Consider the following 14,488-nt stretch of genomic DNA (forward strand, 5'->3'; position numbering starts at 1 on the left):
AGTCCGCATGGCGCTGCTGACCCGGTTTTCGCTGCCGCTCGTGCTGGTGCTGACCGCGTTCTCGCTGGGTGCGGCGGAAGCCGCGCCCAGCGAGCCGGCGGCCCAGCCGCAAGCCGCGGCCACCCAGATCCCCTTCGGGTTCACCCTCGGGGACGCCCAGCAGCCGACCACGAGCCACGTGGCCAAGCTCGGGTCCGACATCGCCTTCCCGCCGGGCACCTTCGACGGCGCGCTGGGCGGTCTCACCAACACCGTGCCGATCACCGGAAAGCTCAGCATCCCGCCGACGTCCGGCTATTTCGTGGCGTTCCGGTTCATGGCCACCACCGGCCGGGTCGAGATCGTCCCGGACGGCGACGCCACCGGCACGGCCACCGTGCACACGGGCAAGGACAAGGACTGCAAGGCCACCCAGACGAACATCTGCGCCGACACCGACGTGACCGCGAAGGTGTTCATCAAGCTCTCCGAGGTGAAAGTGGACGGCCGGACCCTGGACGTCGGGCCGGACTGCCGGACCGCGGCCCCCGCGGCGGTGACCATCAAGGCGCTGGTGCCGATCTCGCTGCCGGCCCCGCCGGTGAAGGTGACCGCCACCTTCACCGCGCCGTCCTTCGCGGGCTGCGTCGGGCACGAAGACGTCAGCCGGCTGCTCACCGGTCTGGTTTCGGGGCCGGGCAACACCTTCGTCTCGAACCTTACGCTGCGCTGCTTCAGCACCGGGTGCAAGGCATGACGATCCAGGTGCAGCAGCGGGCGGCGAACGGCCTGCGCGAGTTCGGTCGCATGTGCGCGATGGGCCTCGACATCATCCTCGCGATGTTCCGCCGGCCGTACCAGGTGCGCGAGTTCGTCCAGCAGTTCTGGTTCATCGCCAGTGTGTCCATCGCGCCGGCGATCCTCGTCTCGATCCCGTTCGGCGCGGTGATCTCGCTGCAGCTCGGCTCGCTCACCAGCCAGATCGGCGCGCAGCAGTTCAACGGCGCGGCGAGCGTGCTGGCCGTCGTGCAGCAGGCGAGCCCGATCGTGACGACGTTGATCATCGCCGGCGCCGGCGGCAGCGCGATCTGCGCCGACCTCGGCGCGCGCAGCATCCGCGAGGAGATCGACGCGATGGAGGTGCTCGGCGTCTCGCCGATCCAGCGCCTGGTCGTGCCGCGGGTGCAGGCGGCGGTCTGCGCGTCCGTGCTGCTGAACGGCCTGGTCAGCGTGGTCGGAGTGCTCGGCGGGTACTTCTTCAACGTCATCATCCAGGGCGGCACGCCCGGCGCGTACCTGGCCAGTTTCAACGCCCTCGCGCAGCTGCCCGACCTCGTGGTCAGCTCGGTGAAGGCCGTGATCTTCGGCTATCTCGCCGGGGTGGTCGCCTCCTACCGCGGGCTGAACCCGAAGGGCGGCCCCAAGGGTGTCGGTGACGTCGTGAACCAGTCCGTCGTCATCACCTTCCTCCTGCTGTTCTTCGTCAACACCGTGCTCACCGCCCTGTACCTGCAGCTCGTCCCGGCGAAGGGAACCTGAGTGACCAGCCTGCTGCGCAAACCCGGCAACCGGCTGTTCGACCTCGGCGACCAGCTGCTCTTCTACGTCCGCGCGCTCGCAGCCGTCCCGCTCGCGGTGACCCGCTACTTCCGCGAAGTGGTGCGGCTGCTGGCCGAGGTCACCTTCGGCAGCGGCGCGCTCGCGGTCATCGGCGGCACCATCGGCGTGATGGTCGGGCTGTGCGTGTTCACCGGCGTCACCGTCGGCCTGCAGGGCTTCAGCGCTCTGAACCAGATCAACATCTCCGCGATGACCGGCTTCCTGACGGCGTACTTCGACACGCGCGAGATCGCGCCGCTGGTCGCCGGGCTCGCACTGTCGTCCACTGTGGGCAGTGGTTTCACCGCGCAGCTCGGGGCGATGCGGATCTCCGAGGAGATCGACGCGCTGGAGGTGATGGCCGTGCGGAGCATGCCGTACCTCGTCACCACGCGGATCGTCGCCGGGTTCATCGCGATCGTCCCGCTGTACGTGATCGGGCTGCTGATCTCCTACCTCGGCTCGCGGCTCACCACGGTGGTCTTCTTCGGACAGTCGGGCGGCACGTATGACCATTACTTCACGTTGTTCCTGCCGCCCGGCGACGTGCTGTGGTCGTTCGGCAAGGTGCTCGTCTTCAGCGTCGGCGTGATCCTGACGCACTGCTTCTACGGCTACCGCGCGTCCGGCGGCCCGGCCGGGGTCGGGGTCGCGGTGGGCCGCGCGGTGCGCACGTCGATCGTGCTGATCAGCGTGCTCGACCTGTTCCTGTCGCTGGCCATCTGGGGCGCGACGACCACGGTGAAGGTGTCCGGATGAGCCGGTTCCGCACGCAGCTCGCCGGGGTGGTGTTCCTCGGGGTCCTGGTCCTGCTCGGTTATCTCGCCGTGGCGATCTACGACAAGGACTTCGACGACTCCGAGCTGGTGACGCTGCGGGCCGACCGCGTCGGCAACCAGCTCGCCCCGACCGCCGAGGTGAAGGTCAAGGGTGTGCCGTTCGGCGAGGTGCGGGCGGTGCGCAGCACGGGCACGGGCGCCGAGATCGACCTCGCGCTCGACCCGGCGAAGATCGGGATGCTGCCCGAGAACGTCTCGGCGCGGCTGCTCCCGAAGACGGTGTTCGGCGAGCGGTACGTCAACCTCGTGCTCCCGAACAGTCCGCAAGGGACTCTGCGCGGCGGCGACGTCATCGCGCAGGACCGGTCGTCCAGCGCGATCGAGCTGGAACGGGTGCTCGGTGACCTGCTGCCGCTGCTGCGCGCGGTCCAGCCGCAGAAGCTGAACAGCTCGCTCGGCGCGATCTCGCTGGCGCTCGACAACCGCGGTAAGCCGCTGGGGGACAGCATCGTGCAGCTGCAGGACCTGCTCGGCCGGGTCAACCCGCTGATGCCGCAGTTCAAGGCGGACATCACCGGGCTGGCGAACGCGGCCGACGTCTACACCGGCGCCGCGCCGGACATCCTGCAGGCGCTGACCGACCTCTCGACCACCGCCAAGACCATTGTGGACACCCGGGCCGACCTCGACAACCTCTACTCGAGTGTCACCAGCGCGACCGGGCACCTGAACGACTTCCTGCGAAAGAACCAGGACAACATCATCGGCGTCTCGGCGGCGAGCCGGCCGTCGCTGGAGCTGCTGTCGCAGTACTCGCCGGAGTTCCCGTGCCTGTTCGACGCGGTGAACCGGCTCAAGCCCCTGATGGAGAAGGCCCTCGGGAAGGGCACGAACGAACCGGGCCTGCACGTGACGCTCACCGTCCAGGACCCGCGCGAGAAGTACGTGCCGGGACGGGACACCCCGAGGTTCGACGCCACCGGCGGGCAGAAGTGCTACGGCGGCGGGGCGGCGGCGTCCGGCGCGACCGACGGTGACCTCGGCCCGGCGAACTCCCCGGGCGAACGGCAGCTCGTCGCAGAACTGCTCAAGCCCACGCTGGGAGACGTGCCGGACTGGAGCAGTGTCCTGATCGGACCCGCGCTGCGCGGGACGGAGGTGACCGTCCGATGAGGAGCGTCACCGGACCGGCCATCAAGGGCCTGATCTTCTTCCTGGTCACCGCGGTCGCCACCGGGATCCTCGCGATCACGATCGCGAACTCCAGCGTCGGCGCGACGATCGGCTACGTCGCCCGGTTCACCGACGCGACGTCGGTCAACCCCGGTGACGAGGTCCGCATGGCCGGCGTCCGGATCGGCCAGGTCGACGACGTGCACGTCGTCGAGCACCGGCTGGCCGACGTCACCTTCGCCGTCGACCGGGCCCACCGGCTCACCGCGGCCGCCTCGGTCACCATCCGCTACCGCAACCTGGTCGGCCAGCGGTACCTCTCGGTCGACCCGGGCGCGGCCGACACCTCGCCGACGCTCGCCGAGGGCGCGCTCATCCCGCCGGACAAGACCACGCCGGCGCTCGACCTGACCGCGTTGTTCAACGGCTTCAAGCCGCTCTTCCAGGCGCTGTCGCCCACCGACGTCAACCAGCTGTCGTTCGAGATCATCCAAGTCTTGCAAGGGGAAGGCAGCACGATCGAGAACCTGCTGCGGCACACGGCGTCCCTCACGTCCACTTTGGCCGGGAAGGACCAGGTGATCGGCCAGGTGATCGGCAACCTCAACACCGTGCTCGACACCGTGAACGCCCAAGGTGACCAGTTCGACGCGCTCGTCGACACCACGGCGCAGCTGGTCACCGGCCTGGCCGCGGACGCGAAGCCGATCGGGCAGGCGATTGGCGGGCTCGGCGAGCTGACCACCGCGACGGCCGGGCTGCTCCAGGAAGGGCGTCAGCCGCTCAAGGACAGCATCACCGCGCTCGGCGACCTGTCGAAGAACCTGGCCGACAACACCCCGGTGTTCCAGCAGTTCGTCGACAACCTGCCGAAGAAGCTCGACCGCATCGGCACGCTCTTCTCCTACGGGTCGTGGGCGAACTTCTACCTCTGCTCGGTGCAGACCGACGCGAAACCCGCGCCGGGCGGACCGCCGCCAGGCATCCCCGTGACCGCCGGGAGGTGCCGGTGAAACCGCCCCGCGTCAAGCCGTTCCGCAGCCGCGACCCGATCGCCGTCGGCACGGTGACCGCGCTGGTCATGGCGCTGGCCGGCAGCGCGACGTTCTTCTCCGACGACCTGCCGCTCGTCGGCGGCGGGACCACGTACAAGGCGGAGTTCCACGAGGCCGCCGGGCTGAAGCCGAACGACGAGGTCCGGGTCGCCGGGGTGAAGGTCGGCGAGGTCAGCGACGTGCGGTTGGCCGGCGACCACGTCGAGGTGCTGTTCCGCGTCAAGGACACCTGGGTGGGCAACCGGACGACCGCGGCGATCAAGATCAAGACGTTGCTCGGTCAGAAGAACCTGGTGCTCGACCCGGTCGGCAACGGCGAGCTGAACCCCGACCAGCCGATCCCCGTCGACCGGACCAGCTCGCCCTACGACGTCACCGACGTCTTCAACGACCTCGCGAGCACGGTCGGCGCGATCGACACCGACCAGCTCGCGCAGGCGTTCCGCACGCTGTCGGACACCCTCGGCGCGTCGGCGCCCAGTGACGTCCGGACCGCGTTCGACGGCATCGCCGCCCTGTCGCAAACGCTTGCGTCCCGCGACGAGGAGCTGGTCAAGCTGTTCCGGAACACCAACCAGGTCTCGAAGACGCTCGGGGAGCGGTCCGGCCAGATCCAGGCGCTGATCCGGGACGGCACCACGCTGCTCACCGAGCTCAACGCCCGCAAGGACGCGATCGCGAAGCTGTTCACCGGCATCAAGGACCTCTCGATCCAGCTGCGCGGGCTCGTCGCGGACAACCAGAAGACCCTCGGCCCGGCGCTCGCCCAGCTCGACCGGGTCGCCACCGTGCTCCAGCAGAACCAGGGGAAGCTCGAGGACAGCCTGCGCCTGGCCGGCCCGTTCTACCGGCTGCTCGGCAACGCCGTCGGCAACGGCCGGTGGATCGACACCTACATCTGCGGGCTGGTCCCCACCGGGACCACACCGGGCAGCTGCCTGCCGCCGAAGAACGGGGGACGCTGATGGCGCACCAGCTGATCGACCTCGGCGCCCGGACCCGGCGTCGCACGCGGCTACGGGCGCTCGTGCTCGGGGTGGTGCTCGCGTTGCTGGTCACGGCGGCGTGGCCGCTCGCGACGGCGCCGGGCGAGCGCACGCTGACCGCGTACTTCACCGCCGCCGTCGGGATCTACCCCAACTCGGACGTCCGGGTGCTGGGTGTCGCGATCGGCTCGGTGTCCAAAGTGGAGCCCAACGGGACCGACGTCAAGGTGACGATGACCCTGCGGCCGGACGCGCAGCTGCCTGCGGATGCCGGCGCCGTGGTCATCACCCCCAGCCTGGTCGCCGACCGGTACGTCCAGATCACGCCCGTCTACCGCGGCGGGCCGGAGCTGGCCGACGGCGCGTCGATCCCGCGCGAGCGCACCGCGACCCCGGTCGAGGTCGACGACCTGCTGCACAGCCTCAACCAGCTGATGTCGGCGCTCGGGCCGCAGGGCGCCAACAAGGACGGCGCGGTCAGCGACGTGCTGACCAAGTCGGCGGAGTACCTCAACGGCAACGGGAAGACGATCGGCGAGGCGATCAAGAACCTCGGCGAGTTCGCCCGCACCGCGAGCGACTCCAAGGACGACCTCTTCACGTCCGTCGACAACATCAGCAAGTTCACCGCGATGCTCGCCGCCAACGACGGCCAGGTGAAACAGGCCATCTCGCAGATCGCGTCGCTCAGCAAGGTGCTCGCCGACCAGCGGGACCAGTTCTCCGGCGCGCTGACCGAGCTGACCCAGGCGCTCGGCGTCGTGCAGGGTTTCATCAAGGACAACCGCGGCCAGGTGCAGTCCGTTGTGGACAAGCTGGCCGGCGTCACGAAGGTGCTCGTGAACCAAAAGGACTCGCTCGCCGAGGCCCTCGACGCGGCGCCGAACGCGCTGACGAACCTGCTGGGCGCGTACAACCAGGCGACCGGGACGATCGACGGCCGCGGCAACCTGCTCGAGTTCGCGGAGCCGAAATGAAGTCGCTGCCGAAACTCGCCGCGGTGGTGACCCTCGCCCTGGTCACCACCGGCTGCGGGCGCGGGGTGAGCGTCTACGACATCCCGCTGCCCGGCGGCGCCGCGCTCGGCGACCACCCGATCCACGTCACCGCGAGCTTCACCAACGTGCTCGACCTGGTGCCGCAGTCCGGGGTGAAGGTCAACGACGTGCCGGTCGGGCAGGTCGTCAAGGTGGAGCTGGCGCCGGACGGGCACAGCGCGCTCGTCGACCTGCTGCTGAACGGTGACGTCGACCTGCCGGGCAACGCCGTCGCGCGGCTGCGGCAGGCCAGCATCCTCGGGGAGAAGTTCGTCGAGCTGGCCCCGCCGGACGACGCGACGCCGTCCGGCCGGCTCCTCGACGGCGCGGCCATCCCGCTGGACCGGTCCACGCTGACCCCCGAAATCGAGGAGGTCTTCGGGGCCTTGTCGTTGCTGCTCAACGGTGGCGGGGTCGCGCAGGTCCAGAACATCAGCCACGAGCTCAACGCGGCACTCGGCGGCAAGGAGACGGCGGCGCGCAGCCTGCTGTCCAGTTTGGACACCTTCGTCCAGGGGCTCGACGAGCACCGGACCGAGATCACCCGCGCCATCGAGAGTGTCAACAAGCTCGCGGAGACGCTCAACGCGCACACCGACCAGATCACCACGACGCTGAACGGCCTGACCCCCGGCATCGGCGTCCTCAACCAGCAGCGGGAGGCGCTGGTCGGGATGCTCAAGTCGCTGGACGGGCTGACGTCCGTCGCCGTCGACACGGTGAACAAGAGCAAGGACGACCTCGTCGCCGACCTCAAGGCCCTCGAACCGCTGCTGCGGCGGCTGGCCGACTCCGGGGACAAGCTGCCCAAGGCGATGGAGATGATCTTCACCTTCCCGTTCCCGGACGCCGCGCTCGACACGATCCGCGGTGACTACCTCAACGGGTTCCTCAAGGTGGGCCACTGATGCTGACCCGGTTCGTGCGTGTCCAGGTGACGATCTTCGTGGTCATCGCCGTGCTCGGCGTCGCGTACGTCGGGGCCACCTACGCGGGCCTCGACAAGGTGTTCTTCGACCGCGGGTACACGGTCAAGGCGCAGTTCCCGACCGGGGGCGGCATCTTCACGAACGCCGAGGTCACCTACCGCGGGGTTCCGATCGGCCGGGTCGGCGAGCTGCGGCTGACCCCGGCGGGGATGGAAGCGGACCTCGAGATCGACTCCGGCACCACGCCGGTCCCGGCCGACACCGAGGCCGTGGTCGCCGACCGGTCGGCGGTCGGTGAGCAGTACGTCGACCTGCGGCCGCGGGTCGACGGCGGGCCGGAGCTGCACGACGGGTCCGTCATCACCCAGGCCGACACGAAGATCCCGCTGCCGGTCGACGTGGTGTTGTCTACAGTGGACTCCTTCGCCGCGTCGGTGCCCAAGCCCGCGCTGCGCACGGTGGTCGACGAGCTGTACAACGCGACGTCCGACGCCGGCCCGGCGCTGGACCAGCTGATCGGCCGCGGCATCGAGTTCGTGCAGGCGGCGAGCGCGCACGTCGCGCCGCTGACGCGGTTCGTCACCGACGCGCACACGGTGCTCGACACGCAGGTGCAGCAGGCCGACGCGATCCGCAGCTTCGGCGTCAACGCGAAGCTGCTCGCGGCGACGCTCAAGCAGTCCGACGGGGACCTGCGCACCCTCATCCCGGCGGTGCCCGCCGCGGCGAACGAGGTCGGCGCGCTGATCCGCGACTCGGGGCCGCAGCTGGGTGTGCTGCTGGCGAACCTGCTCACCACCGCGGACGTGCTCGAAGCCCGCCGGGACGGGCTGCGGCAGCTGCTCGTCACCGCCCCGCAGGCGGTCGCCGCGGGCAGCGCGGTGGTGCGCGCCGACGGCGCCCACTTCGGACTGTCGCTGACCTTCTTCGACCCACCGCCGTGCACCACCGGGTACACGACGCCGTACCACAACGGCCTCGACACCTCGGTCCGCCCGCTGAACACGGCCGCGCGCTGCGCGCTGCCGAAGGGCGATCCGACCAACGTGCGGGGTTCGCAGAACGCACCGGGAGGACGGCCGTGAGGATCTTCGTGTGGGTGGCCGCGGTCGTGACGACCGTCGTGGCCGGCTGGTCCGGGTTCACCTGGTGGCAGGCGGCGCACGACGACGGCGTCGCGCGTGCGGTCGTCCGGGAGGAAGCCCTGCGGGCCGGCCGGACCGCCGTCGCCGGGCTGACCACTTTGGACTACCGGCAGGCGGCGCCCGGGTACCAGCACTGGCTGGAGCTGTCCGGCGGCGCGTTGCACGACGAGCTCGCGGCCGACCGCCAGGGCAGTCTCGACCGGATCGCGCAGGCGAAGACCGTCACCACCGGCAAGGTGACCGACGCGGCGGTGACCGAAGTGGACACCGGCGCGGGCACGGCCAAGCTGGTCGCCGCGGTCGAGCTGGTCGTGACCCCGGACGGCGGCGACGCCGTGACCAAGCGCAACCGCTTCCAAGCCGACCTGACCCGCGGGCCCGACGGCTGGCACGTCACCGGGCTCGGCCAGGTCCCGACCGGGGAGGCGCCATGACCACGCCGACGAAGAAGCGCCTGGTGAAGGTCGCCGGGCGCCACCACGACCCGGCGCCCGAGCCCGAAGTTCCGGTGGTGAAACCGAAGCGCCGGGTGCCGTGGGTGGCCGTCGTGGTTGTGGTGGTCATGGCGGGGCTCGCCGTGTGGTTCACGCTCGAGGCACGGGACACCAACGCCGTGGTCGCGCACAACACGGCGCTTGCCGACGTCGCGGGCACGGCGGACGCCGGGAAGCAGGTCAGCGCCGCGCTCGGCACGGTCTTCTCCTACCGCTACGACGACCCGGCGAAGAGCGAACACGCGGCGAAGGAGCTGCTCAGCGGGCCGGCGCTCGCCCAGTACGACCAGCTCTTCGGGCAGGTCCGCAAGCTGGCCGTGGACCAGAAGCTCGTGGTCACCTCGACCGCCGTCGTGTCCGGGGTGAAGCTGCTCGACGGCGACCGGGCGGCGCTGCTGGTGTTCCTCGACCAGACCGGCACCCGGGGGGACGGGCAGCAGAGCACCGGCGCCGCCCAGCTGAGCGTCACGGCCGAGCGGGTCGCCGGGAAGTGGCGCGTCACGGGGATGTCCGCCGCGTGACCGTCACCCCGTCCGAAGAGGACACGGCGGACGGCCGGCGATGACCGGGCCGGAAGAGCTGCGCCGGTGGCTCACCGAGCGGATCGCCGGGCTGGCCGGGCTGCCGGTGGAACTGGTCGACGCGGGTGTGCCGCTCGCCGAGCTGGGGTTGTCGTCGCGGGACGCCGTCACCGTGGCCGCCGAGCTCGGCGAACGGCTCGGCCGGGCCCCTGACCTGGGCTTGCTATGGCGGTATCCGTCGATCACGGCGCTGGTCGAGGCGCTGGAGGTGGGCTCGCCGCCCTCGCGCCGGTCCGGTGATCCGGTGGCGGTGATCGGCCTCGGCTGCCGCCTGCCCGGCGGCGTCGAATCGCCCGACGCGCTGTGGCGTGCGCTGCTGGCCGGCGCCGACGTGACCGGCCCGGCGCCCGCCGACCGCCGTCCGTGGTTCCCGGCCCGAGGCGCGTTCCTCGCCGACGTCGCCGGGTTCGACGCCGCCTTCTTCGGGATCGGCGCGGCCGAAGCCGCGGTGATGGACCCGCGGGAGCGGATCGTGCTGGAGGTGGTGTGGGCCGCGTTCGAACACGCGGGGATCCCGCCCGGAACCGTGCGCGGCAGCCGCACCGGGGTGTTCGCCGGGGCCGATGGCGGACCGGCGTCGATGATCGCGAACCGGGTGTCGGACCGGTTCGACCTGCGCGGGCCGAGCCTGGTCGTGGACACGGCGGACTCCGCGGCGCTGGTCGCCGTGCACCAGGCGGTCCGCGCGCTGGCCGCGGGGGAGGCCGACCTGGCGCTGGCCGCCGGGATCCACCTGCTGCTCACCCCGCCGGTGGTCGCCGAGGGCGTGGTGCCGGGTGAGGGCTGTGGCGTTGTGGTGCTGAAGCGGCTCGCCGACGCCCGCCGTGACGGTGACCGCGTGCTGGCCGTGATCCGGGGCAGTGCCGTCGGCTCGGCCGGCCGGGCCACCGGGTCGGCTGCGCAGGAACAGGTGCTGGCCGACGCGCACGCCGTCGCGGGCTCTAGTCCGTCCACTGTGGACTATGTCGAGACGCACGGGACGTCGCCGGACGAAGCGCAGGCCCTCGACGTGGTGCTCGGCCGCCACCGCGACCCGCTCCGGCCGTTGCTGCTCGGTTCGGCCGGTGCCGGCTTCGGCGCCGCGGCCGGGATCCTCGGGTTGGTCAAGGTGGTGCTGGCGCTCTGGCACGGCCGGCTCCCGCGCTTGACTGGACTGTCCACCGTGGACTGGCCCCGGTACTCCGGCACCGCGCGCGCCGGTGTCTCGGCGTTCGGCCTCGGCGGGACGGGCGCGCATGTGGTGCTCGAAGAATGGCCGAGGCCGCTCGAACCGGCGTCACCGGGCTCGAGGTGGAACGGCCGGCCGCAGGTGTTCACGGTGTCGGCCCGGTCGGAACCGGCCCTGCGCCGCCGGGCCGGTGACCTGGCCGGCTGGCTGGCCGGACCGGGCCGGACCACCGCGCCGGGTGACCTGGCCGCGATGCTCGCCCGGCGCCGGGAGCAGCTGCCGCTGCGGGCCGCCGTCGTGACGTCGTCCCGGGAGGTGCTCGCCGCGGGCCTGCGGGCGCTCTCCGGCGGCGAGACCACAGTGGACGTCGTGCGGGGCACGACCGGGCGCGGGCTGCCGCGCCCGGTCTTCGTCTTTTCGGGGGACGGCTCGCAGTGGCCGGCGATGGGCCGTCGGCTGCTGAGCGCCGAACCGGAGTTCCGTGCCGCGGTCGCCGCGCTGGAGCCGTTGTTCCTCGCCAAGGCCGGGTTCTCGCTGCGGGGCGCGCTGCGGCGGCCGCGTGACCTCGGTGGTCCGGCGACGGTCCGGCCGCTGCTGTTCGGCACGCAGGTCGCCCTGGCCCAGTGGTGGCGGGCGCACGGCGTCGAGCCCGCGGCCGTGCTGGGCCACTCGACGGGTGAGGTCGCCGCGGCCGTGTTCGCGGGCGCGCTGGACGCCGGGGCGGGCCTCGATCTCGTTGTCGCCCGGGCGAAGCTGCCCTCCGGCGCGACGGTCGTCGTCGAGCTGTCGGCGGCCGAGGTCGAGGCGCGGTTCCCGCGGGTCACGGTCGTCGTGTACGACTCGCCGACGCGGTGCACGGTCTCCGGTGCTCCAGAGGATCTCGCTGCTCTGGTGTCCCATGTGGAGAGTCTCGGGCGGACGGTGATGGCCGGGACAGCGGATTTTCCTGCGGCCGAAACGGTTCTCGCGCGGTTTCGCGCCGAGCTGGGGGCGCTGCGGCCCCAGGCACCGGCGACCACGTGGTATTCGAGCGTGCTCGCCGACCCGCGTGCCGTGCCCGCGTTCGACGAAGACTACTGGGTTTCCGCCCTGCGTGGCCCGGTCCGGTTCGGCCGGGCGGTGGCCGCCGCGGTTGCCGACGGGCACCGCTGGTTCGTCGAGATCTCCCCGCACCCGATCGCGCTCGCCGCCGTCGAAGAGACCGCACGCGAGGCGCGGACGCTGGCCACCCTGAGCCGTCGTCACGGTCAAGAAAACGCTTACGCACGCTCGCTCGCCGAGCTGCACATCGCCGGGCACCCCGCGGTGCTCGACCGGAGGTACCCGGAGGCGCCCGTGCTCGACCTGCCCCCACCGCCGTGGACACACCGGACGTTCCGGCCGCCGCGGCGGGACGACGGGCACCCGCTGCTCGGCACTCGGGTCGAGGTGCCGGACGAGGGCCGTCACCTGTGGCAGGCGGTGATCGCGCCGGACGCGCCCGCGTGGCTCGGCGAACACCGGGTGCACGACGTGCCAGTGTTCCCGGCGACCGGGTTCCTGGAGCTCTTCCTCGCCGGGGCGCGCGAGCTGCTCGGCACCCACCGCGTCCGCGTGGACGGCCTCGAAGTCCACCGGATGCTCGCGGTGACCGGCGAAACCCTGCTCAGCACGGAGATCCGGGCCGACGGCACGGCGGTCGTGCGGGCCAAGGCGGGGTCGGGCTGGGTGCGGCACGCGACGGCGTGGGTGTCGGCCGACGCGGAACCGTCGCCGGTCGCGATGTCCGAAGTGGATGGTGTCTCCGCCGCCGTGACGCCGTCACCGCCGGGCTACGTGCTGCACCCGGTCCTGGCCGACACCTGCCTGCGGGTGCCGGCCGCGGCGCGTCCGACGGGCCCGATCGACTTGCCGACCGGGTTCGGCCGGGTCCGCCTGCTCGGTGATCCGCGCCGGGGCGTGCGGTGCGAAGCGACGCCGGCGGGCGGTGTGGTCCAGCTGATCGCGGCGGACGGCGAAGTGGTGGCCGAGTTCGGCGACGTCCGCCGCCAGGCGCTCGGGGGAGTTCCGCTCGCCGCCCGCGCGTTCACCACGACCTGGCCCGAGGTGCCGCTGCCGATGAACGCCGTCCCGCGGCCGAGCTCTTGGCTGTTGCTCACCGACGAACATCCGGCCGCGCTCGGCCGGGCCGTCGCGCTGGCCGTGGCGCTGGCCGAAGCCGGCGATGAAGCGCTTTCCCTGCCCCAGGACGACCTTGACGAGCTGCCCGGGTTCCTGACCGGCCGGCCGGTGCGCGGCGTTGTCTTCCTCACCGGGGCGCCGCACGCGTACCACGATCCGGAAGACGCCCGCGACCTGCTGCGTTCGCTCCTGTCGGTGGTGAGCCGGCTCGGTCCCGGCGTCCGGTTCCACCTCGTCGCGCAGTCGAGCGGCGAGCCGGGGCTGGTGGCGCTGCGCGGCTTGGTGCGTGTGCTCGCCTTCGACCGGCCGGGACTGCGGGCGAGCCTGGTCGACTTCGACGCTCGGTCCACTGTGGACGTTCTGGTGCGCGAACTGCGCTCGGACGCGCCGGACGACGAAGTGCGCTGGCGCCACGACGTCCGGTACGCGGCGCGGCTGGCCCGCGTGCCGCTCGTCGACGGCGTGGCGGCCGGGCCGGGCGCCTACATCGTCACCGGCGGGTTCGACGTGCTCGGGCTGGCCACCGCGCGCTGGCTGGCGAGTCACGGCGCCACCCGGATCGTCCTTTCCGGACGGCGGGGTGCGGTGGTCGAACTGTCCGGAGTGGACGTCGTGGTCGACGTCGGCGACATCGCCGAACCCGGTGTCGCGGAGCGGCTGGTCGCCGCCGCCGTCGCGGACGGCTTGCCGCTGCGGGGGATCGTGCACGCGGCCGGGGTGCCCACCGACGACGTCGAGACGGCGTGGCGGCCCAAGGTGCTCGGCGCGCGCCGGCTGCACGAGGCGACGGCCGACACCCCGCCGGACTGGTGGCTGCTGTGTTCGTCGTCGGACGCGCTGTTCGGCTCGCCGGGGCGCACGGCCACGGCGACGGCGGACGCCTGGCTGGACGCGTTCGCGGCGTGGCGCCGGTCGCGGGGACTGCCCGCGACGGCCGTGAACTGGGGCCCGTGGACGGCGGACCCGGTGCTGGAGCCGATGCCGCTCGCCGAAGCCCTCGACGCCCTGCCCGCCGTGCTCGCCTCGGACCTGCCGTCGGTCGGGATCGCCCGGCTCGGCGCGGGGCCGCTGCCGGAGCGGCCGTTCTTCTCGGCGCTGACGCCGTCGCCGACGATGTACGAGCGGCTCGCCGGCCTCCTCGCGCGGCTGCTCGGCTGCCCGCCGGTCGAGGTGACCGGGGACGTGCCGCTGATCGACCTCGGCCTCGACTCCCTCACGGCCAACCACGCCCGGGCCGCGGCCGAGCGCGAGCTGGGGGTCGAGCTGCCGGTGTCCCTGCTGCTGCGCGGCGCGACCCTGGACGACCTCGCCGAGCACGTGACGGGAGCCCCGCACGACGACGCCGAGCGGCCGGAGGTGACCCCCAGCCGTGACCGGGGAGGCATCACGTGTGATTGAGCGGG

Annotated in this window: 12 protein-coding genes; all 12 read left to right on the top strand. The window is 72.1% G+C overall.

All coding sequences use genetic code 11. The features are described from left to right. Positions 1 to 7 precede the first annotated feature (7 nt). Genes ACZ61C_RS05665 through ACZ61C_RS05720 form a run of 12 tightly spaced genes read left to right on the top strand, consistent with a single transcriptional unit; the run spans position 8 to position 14,483 of the window. Positions 8 to 736 carry a hypothetical protein gene (locus ACZ61C_RS05665; RefSeq protein WP_465303243.1) on the top strand — a complete coding sequence of 243 codons (729 nt, stop codon included), beginning with the start codon at positions 8 to 10 and terminating at the stop codon, positions 734 to 736. After that, positions 733 to 1,518, top strand: coding sequence for an MlaE family ABC transporter permease (locus ACZ61C_RS05670; RefSeq protein ID WP_465303245.1), 786 nt, complete (start codon positions 733 to 735; stop codon positions 1,516 to 1,518). Before ACZ61C_RS05665 ends, ACZ61C_RS05670 begins: the two co-directional genes overlap by 4 nt. Further along, positions 1,519 to 2,337, top strand: coding sequence for an MlaE family ABC transporter permease (locus ACZ61C_RS05675; protein WP_465303247.1), 819 nt, complete (start codon positions 1,519 to 1,521; stop codon positions 2,335 to 2,337). After that, positions 2,334 to 3,530, top strand: a complete 1,197-nt coding sequence (locus ACZ61C_RS05680) for an MCE family protein (RefSeq protein WP_465303249.1) — start codon at positions 2,334 to 2,336, stop codon at positions 3,528 to 3,530. Before ACZ61C_RS05675 ends, ACZ61C_RS05680 begins: the two co-directional genes overlap by 4 nt. Next, positions 3,527 to 4,543, top strand: a complete 1,017-nt coding sequence (locus ACZ61C_RS05685; RefSeq protein WP_465303251.1) for an MCE family protein — start codon at positions 3,527 to 3,529, stop codon at positions 4,541 to 4,543. The genes ACZ61C_RS05680 and ACZ61C_RS05685 overlap by 4 nt, the downstream gene beginning before the upstream one ends. Next, entirely contained in the window at positions 4,540 to 5,550 is a 1,011-nt protein-coding gene (locus tag ACZ61C_RS05690; protein WP_465303253.1) for an MCE family protein, read from the top strand. The genes ACZ61C_RS05685 and ACZ61C_RS05690 overlap by 4 nt, the downstream gene beginning before the upstream one ends. Then, positions 5,550 to 6,548: an MCE family protein gene (locus ACZ61C_RS05695; protein WP_465303255.1), complete on the top strand. Its 999-nt coding sequence runs from the start codon at positions 5,550 to 5,552 to the stop codon at positions 6,546 to 6,548. Before ACZ61C_RS05690 ends, ACZ61C_RS05695 begins: the two co-directional genes overlap by 1 nt. Continuing rightward, entirely contained in the window at positions 6,545 to 7,516 is a 972-nt protein-coding gene (locus ACZ61C_RS05700; RefSeq protein ID WP_465303257.1) for an MCE family protein, read from the top strand. The genes ACZ61C_RS05695 and ACZ61C_RS05700 overlap by 4 nt, the downstream gene beginning before the upstream one ends. Then, the gene (locus ACZ61C_RS05705) at positions 7,516 to 8,622 is read left to right on the top strand and encodes an MlaD family protein (RefSeq protein WP_465303259.1); all 1,107 of its coding nucleotides are present in this window, start codon (positions 7,516 to 7,518) and stop codon (positions 8,620 to 8,622) included. Before ACZ61C_RS05700 ends, ACZ61C_RS05705 begins: the two co-directional genes overlap by 1 nt. Then, positions 8,619 to 9,116: a hypothetical protein gene (locus ACZ61C_RS05710; protein WP_465303261.1), complete on the top strand. Its 498-nt coding sequence runs from the start codon at positions 8,619 to 8,621 to the stop codon at positions 9,114 to 9,116. The genes ACZ61C_RS05705 and ACZ61C_RS05710 overlap by 4 nt, the downstream gene beginning before the upstream one ends. Beyond that, positions 9,113 to 9,697, top strand: coding sequence for a hypothetical protein (locus ACZ61C_RS05715; RefSeq protein ID WP_465303263.1), 585 nt, complete (start codon positions 9,113 to 9,115; stop codon positions 9,695 to 9,697). The genes ACZ61C_RS05710 and ACZ61C_RS05715 overlap by 4 nt, the downstream gene beginning before the upstream one ends. A gap of 40 nt (positions 9,698 to 9,737) precedes the next feature. Next, on the top strand, positions 9,738 to 14,483 hold the full coding sequence (locus ACZ61C_RS05720) for an acyltransferase domain-containing protein (RefSeq protein WP_465303265.1): 4,746 nt from the start codon (positions 9,738 to 9,740) through the stop codon (positions 14,481 to 14,483). Positions 14,484 to 14,488 lie beyond the last annotated feature (5 nt).

The organism is Amycolatopsis sp. NPDC104587, from assembly GCF_055583645.1.

Bases quoted from the DNA above. Each gene is read 5' to 3' on its own strand.
- ACZ61C_RS05685 (WP_465303251.1), top strand. From the start codon at position 3,527: ATGAGGAGCGTCACCGGACCGGCCATCAAGGGCCTGATCTTCTTCCTG.
- ACZ61C_RS05670 (WP_465303245.1), top strand. From the start codon at position 733: ATGACGATCCAGGTGCAGCAGCGGGCGGCGAACGGCCTGCGCGAGTTC.
- ACZ61C_RS05665 (WP_465303243.1), top strand. From the start codon at position 8: ATGGCGCTGCTGACCCGGTTTTCGCTGCCGCTCGTGCTGGTGCTGACC.
- ACZ61C_RS05695 (WP_465303255.1), top strand. From the start codon at position 5,550: ATGGCGCACCAGCTGATCGACCTCGGCGCCCGGACCCGGCGTCGCACG.
- ACZ61C_RS05705 (WP_465303259.1), top strand. From the start codon at position 7,516: ATGCTGACCCGGTTCGTGCGTGTCCAGGTGACGATCTTCGTGGTCATC.
- ACZ61C_RS05700 (WP_465303257.1), top strand. From the start codon at position 6,545: ATGAAGTCGCTGCCGAAACTCGCCGCGGTGGTGACCCTCGCCCTGGTC.
- ACZ61C_RS05720 (WP_465303265.1), top strand. From the start codon at position 9,738: ATGACCGGGCCGGAAGAGCTGCGCCGGTGGCTCACCGAGCGGATCGCC.
- ACZ61C_RS05680 (WP_465303249.1), top strand. From the start codon at position 2,334: ATGAGCCGGTTCCGCACGCAGCTCGCCGGGGTGGTGTTCCTCGGGGTC.
- ACZ61C_RS05715 (WP_465303263.1), top strand. From the start codon at position 9,113: ATGACCACGCCGACGAAGAAGCGCCTGGTGAAGGTCGCCGGGCGCCAC.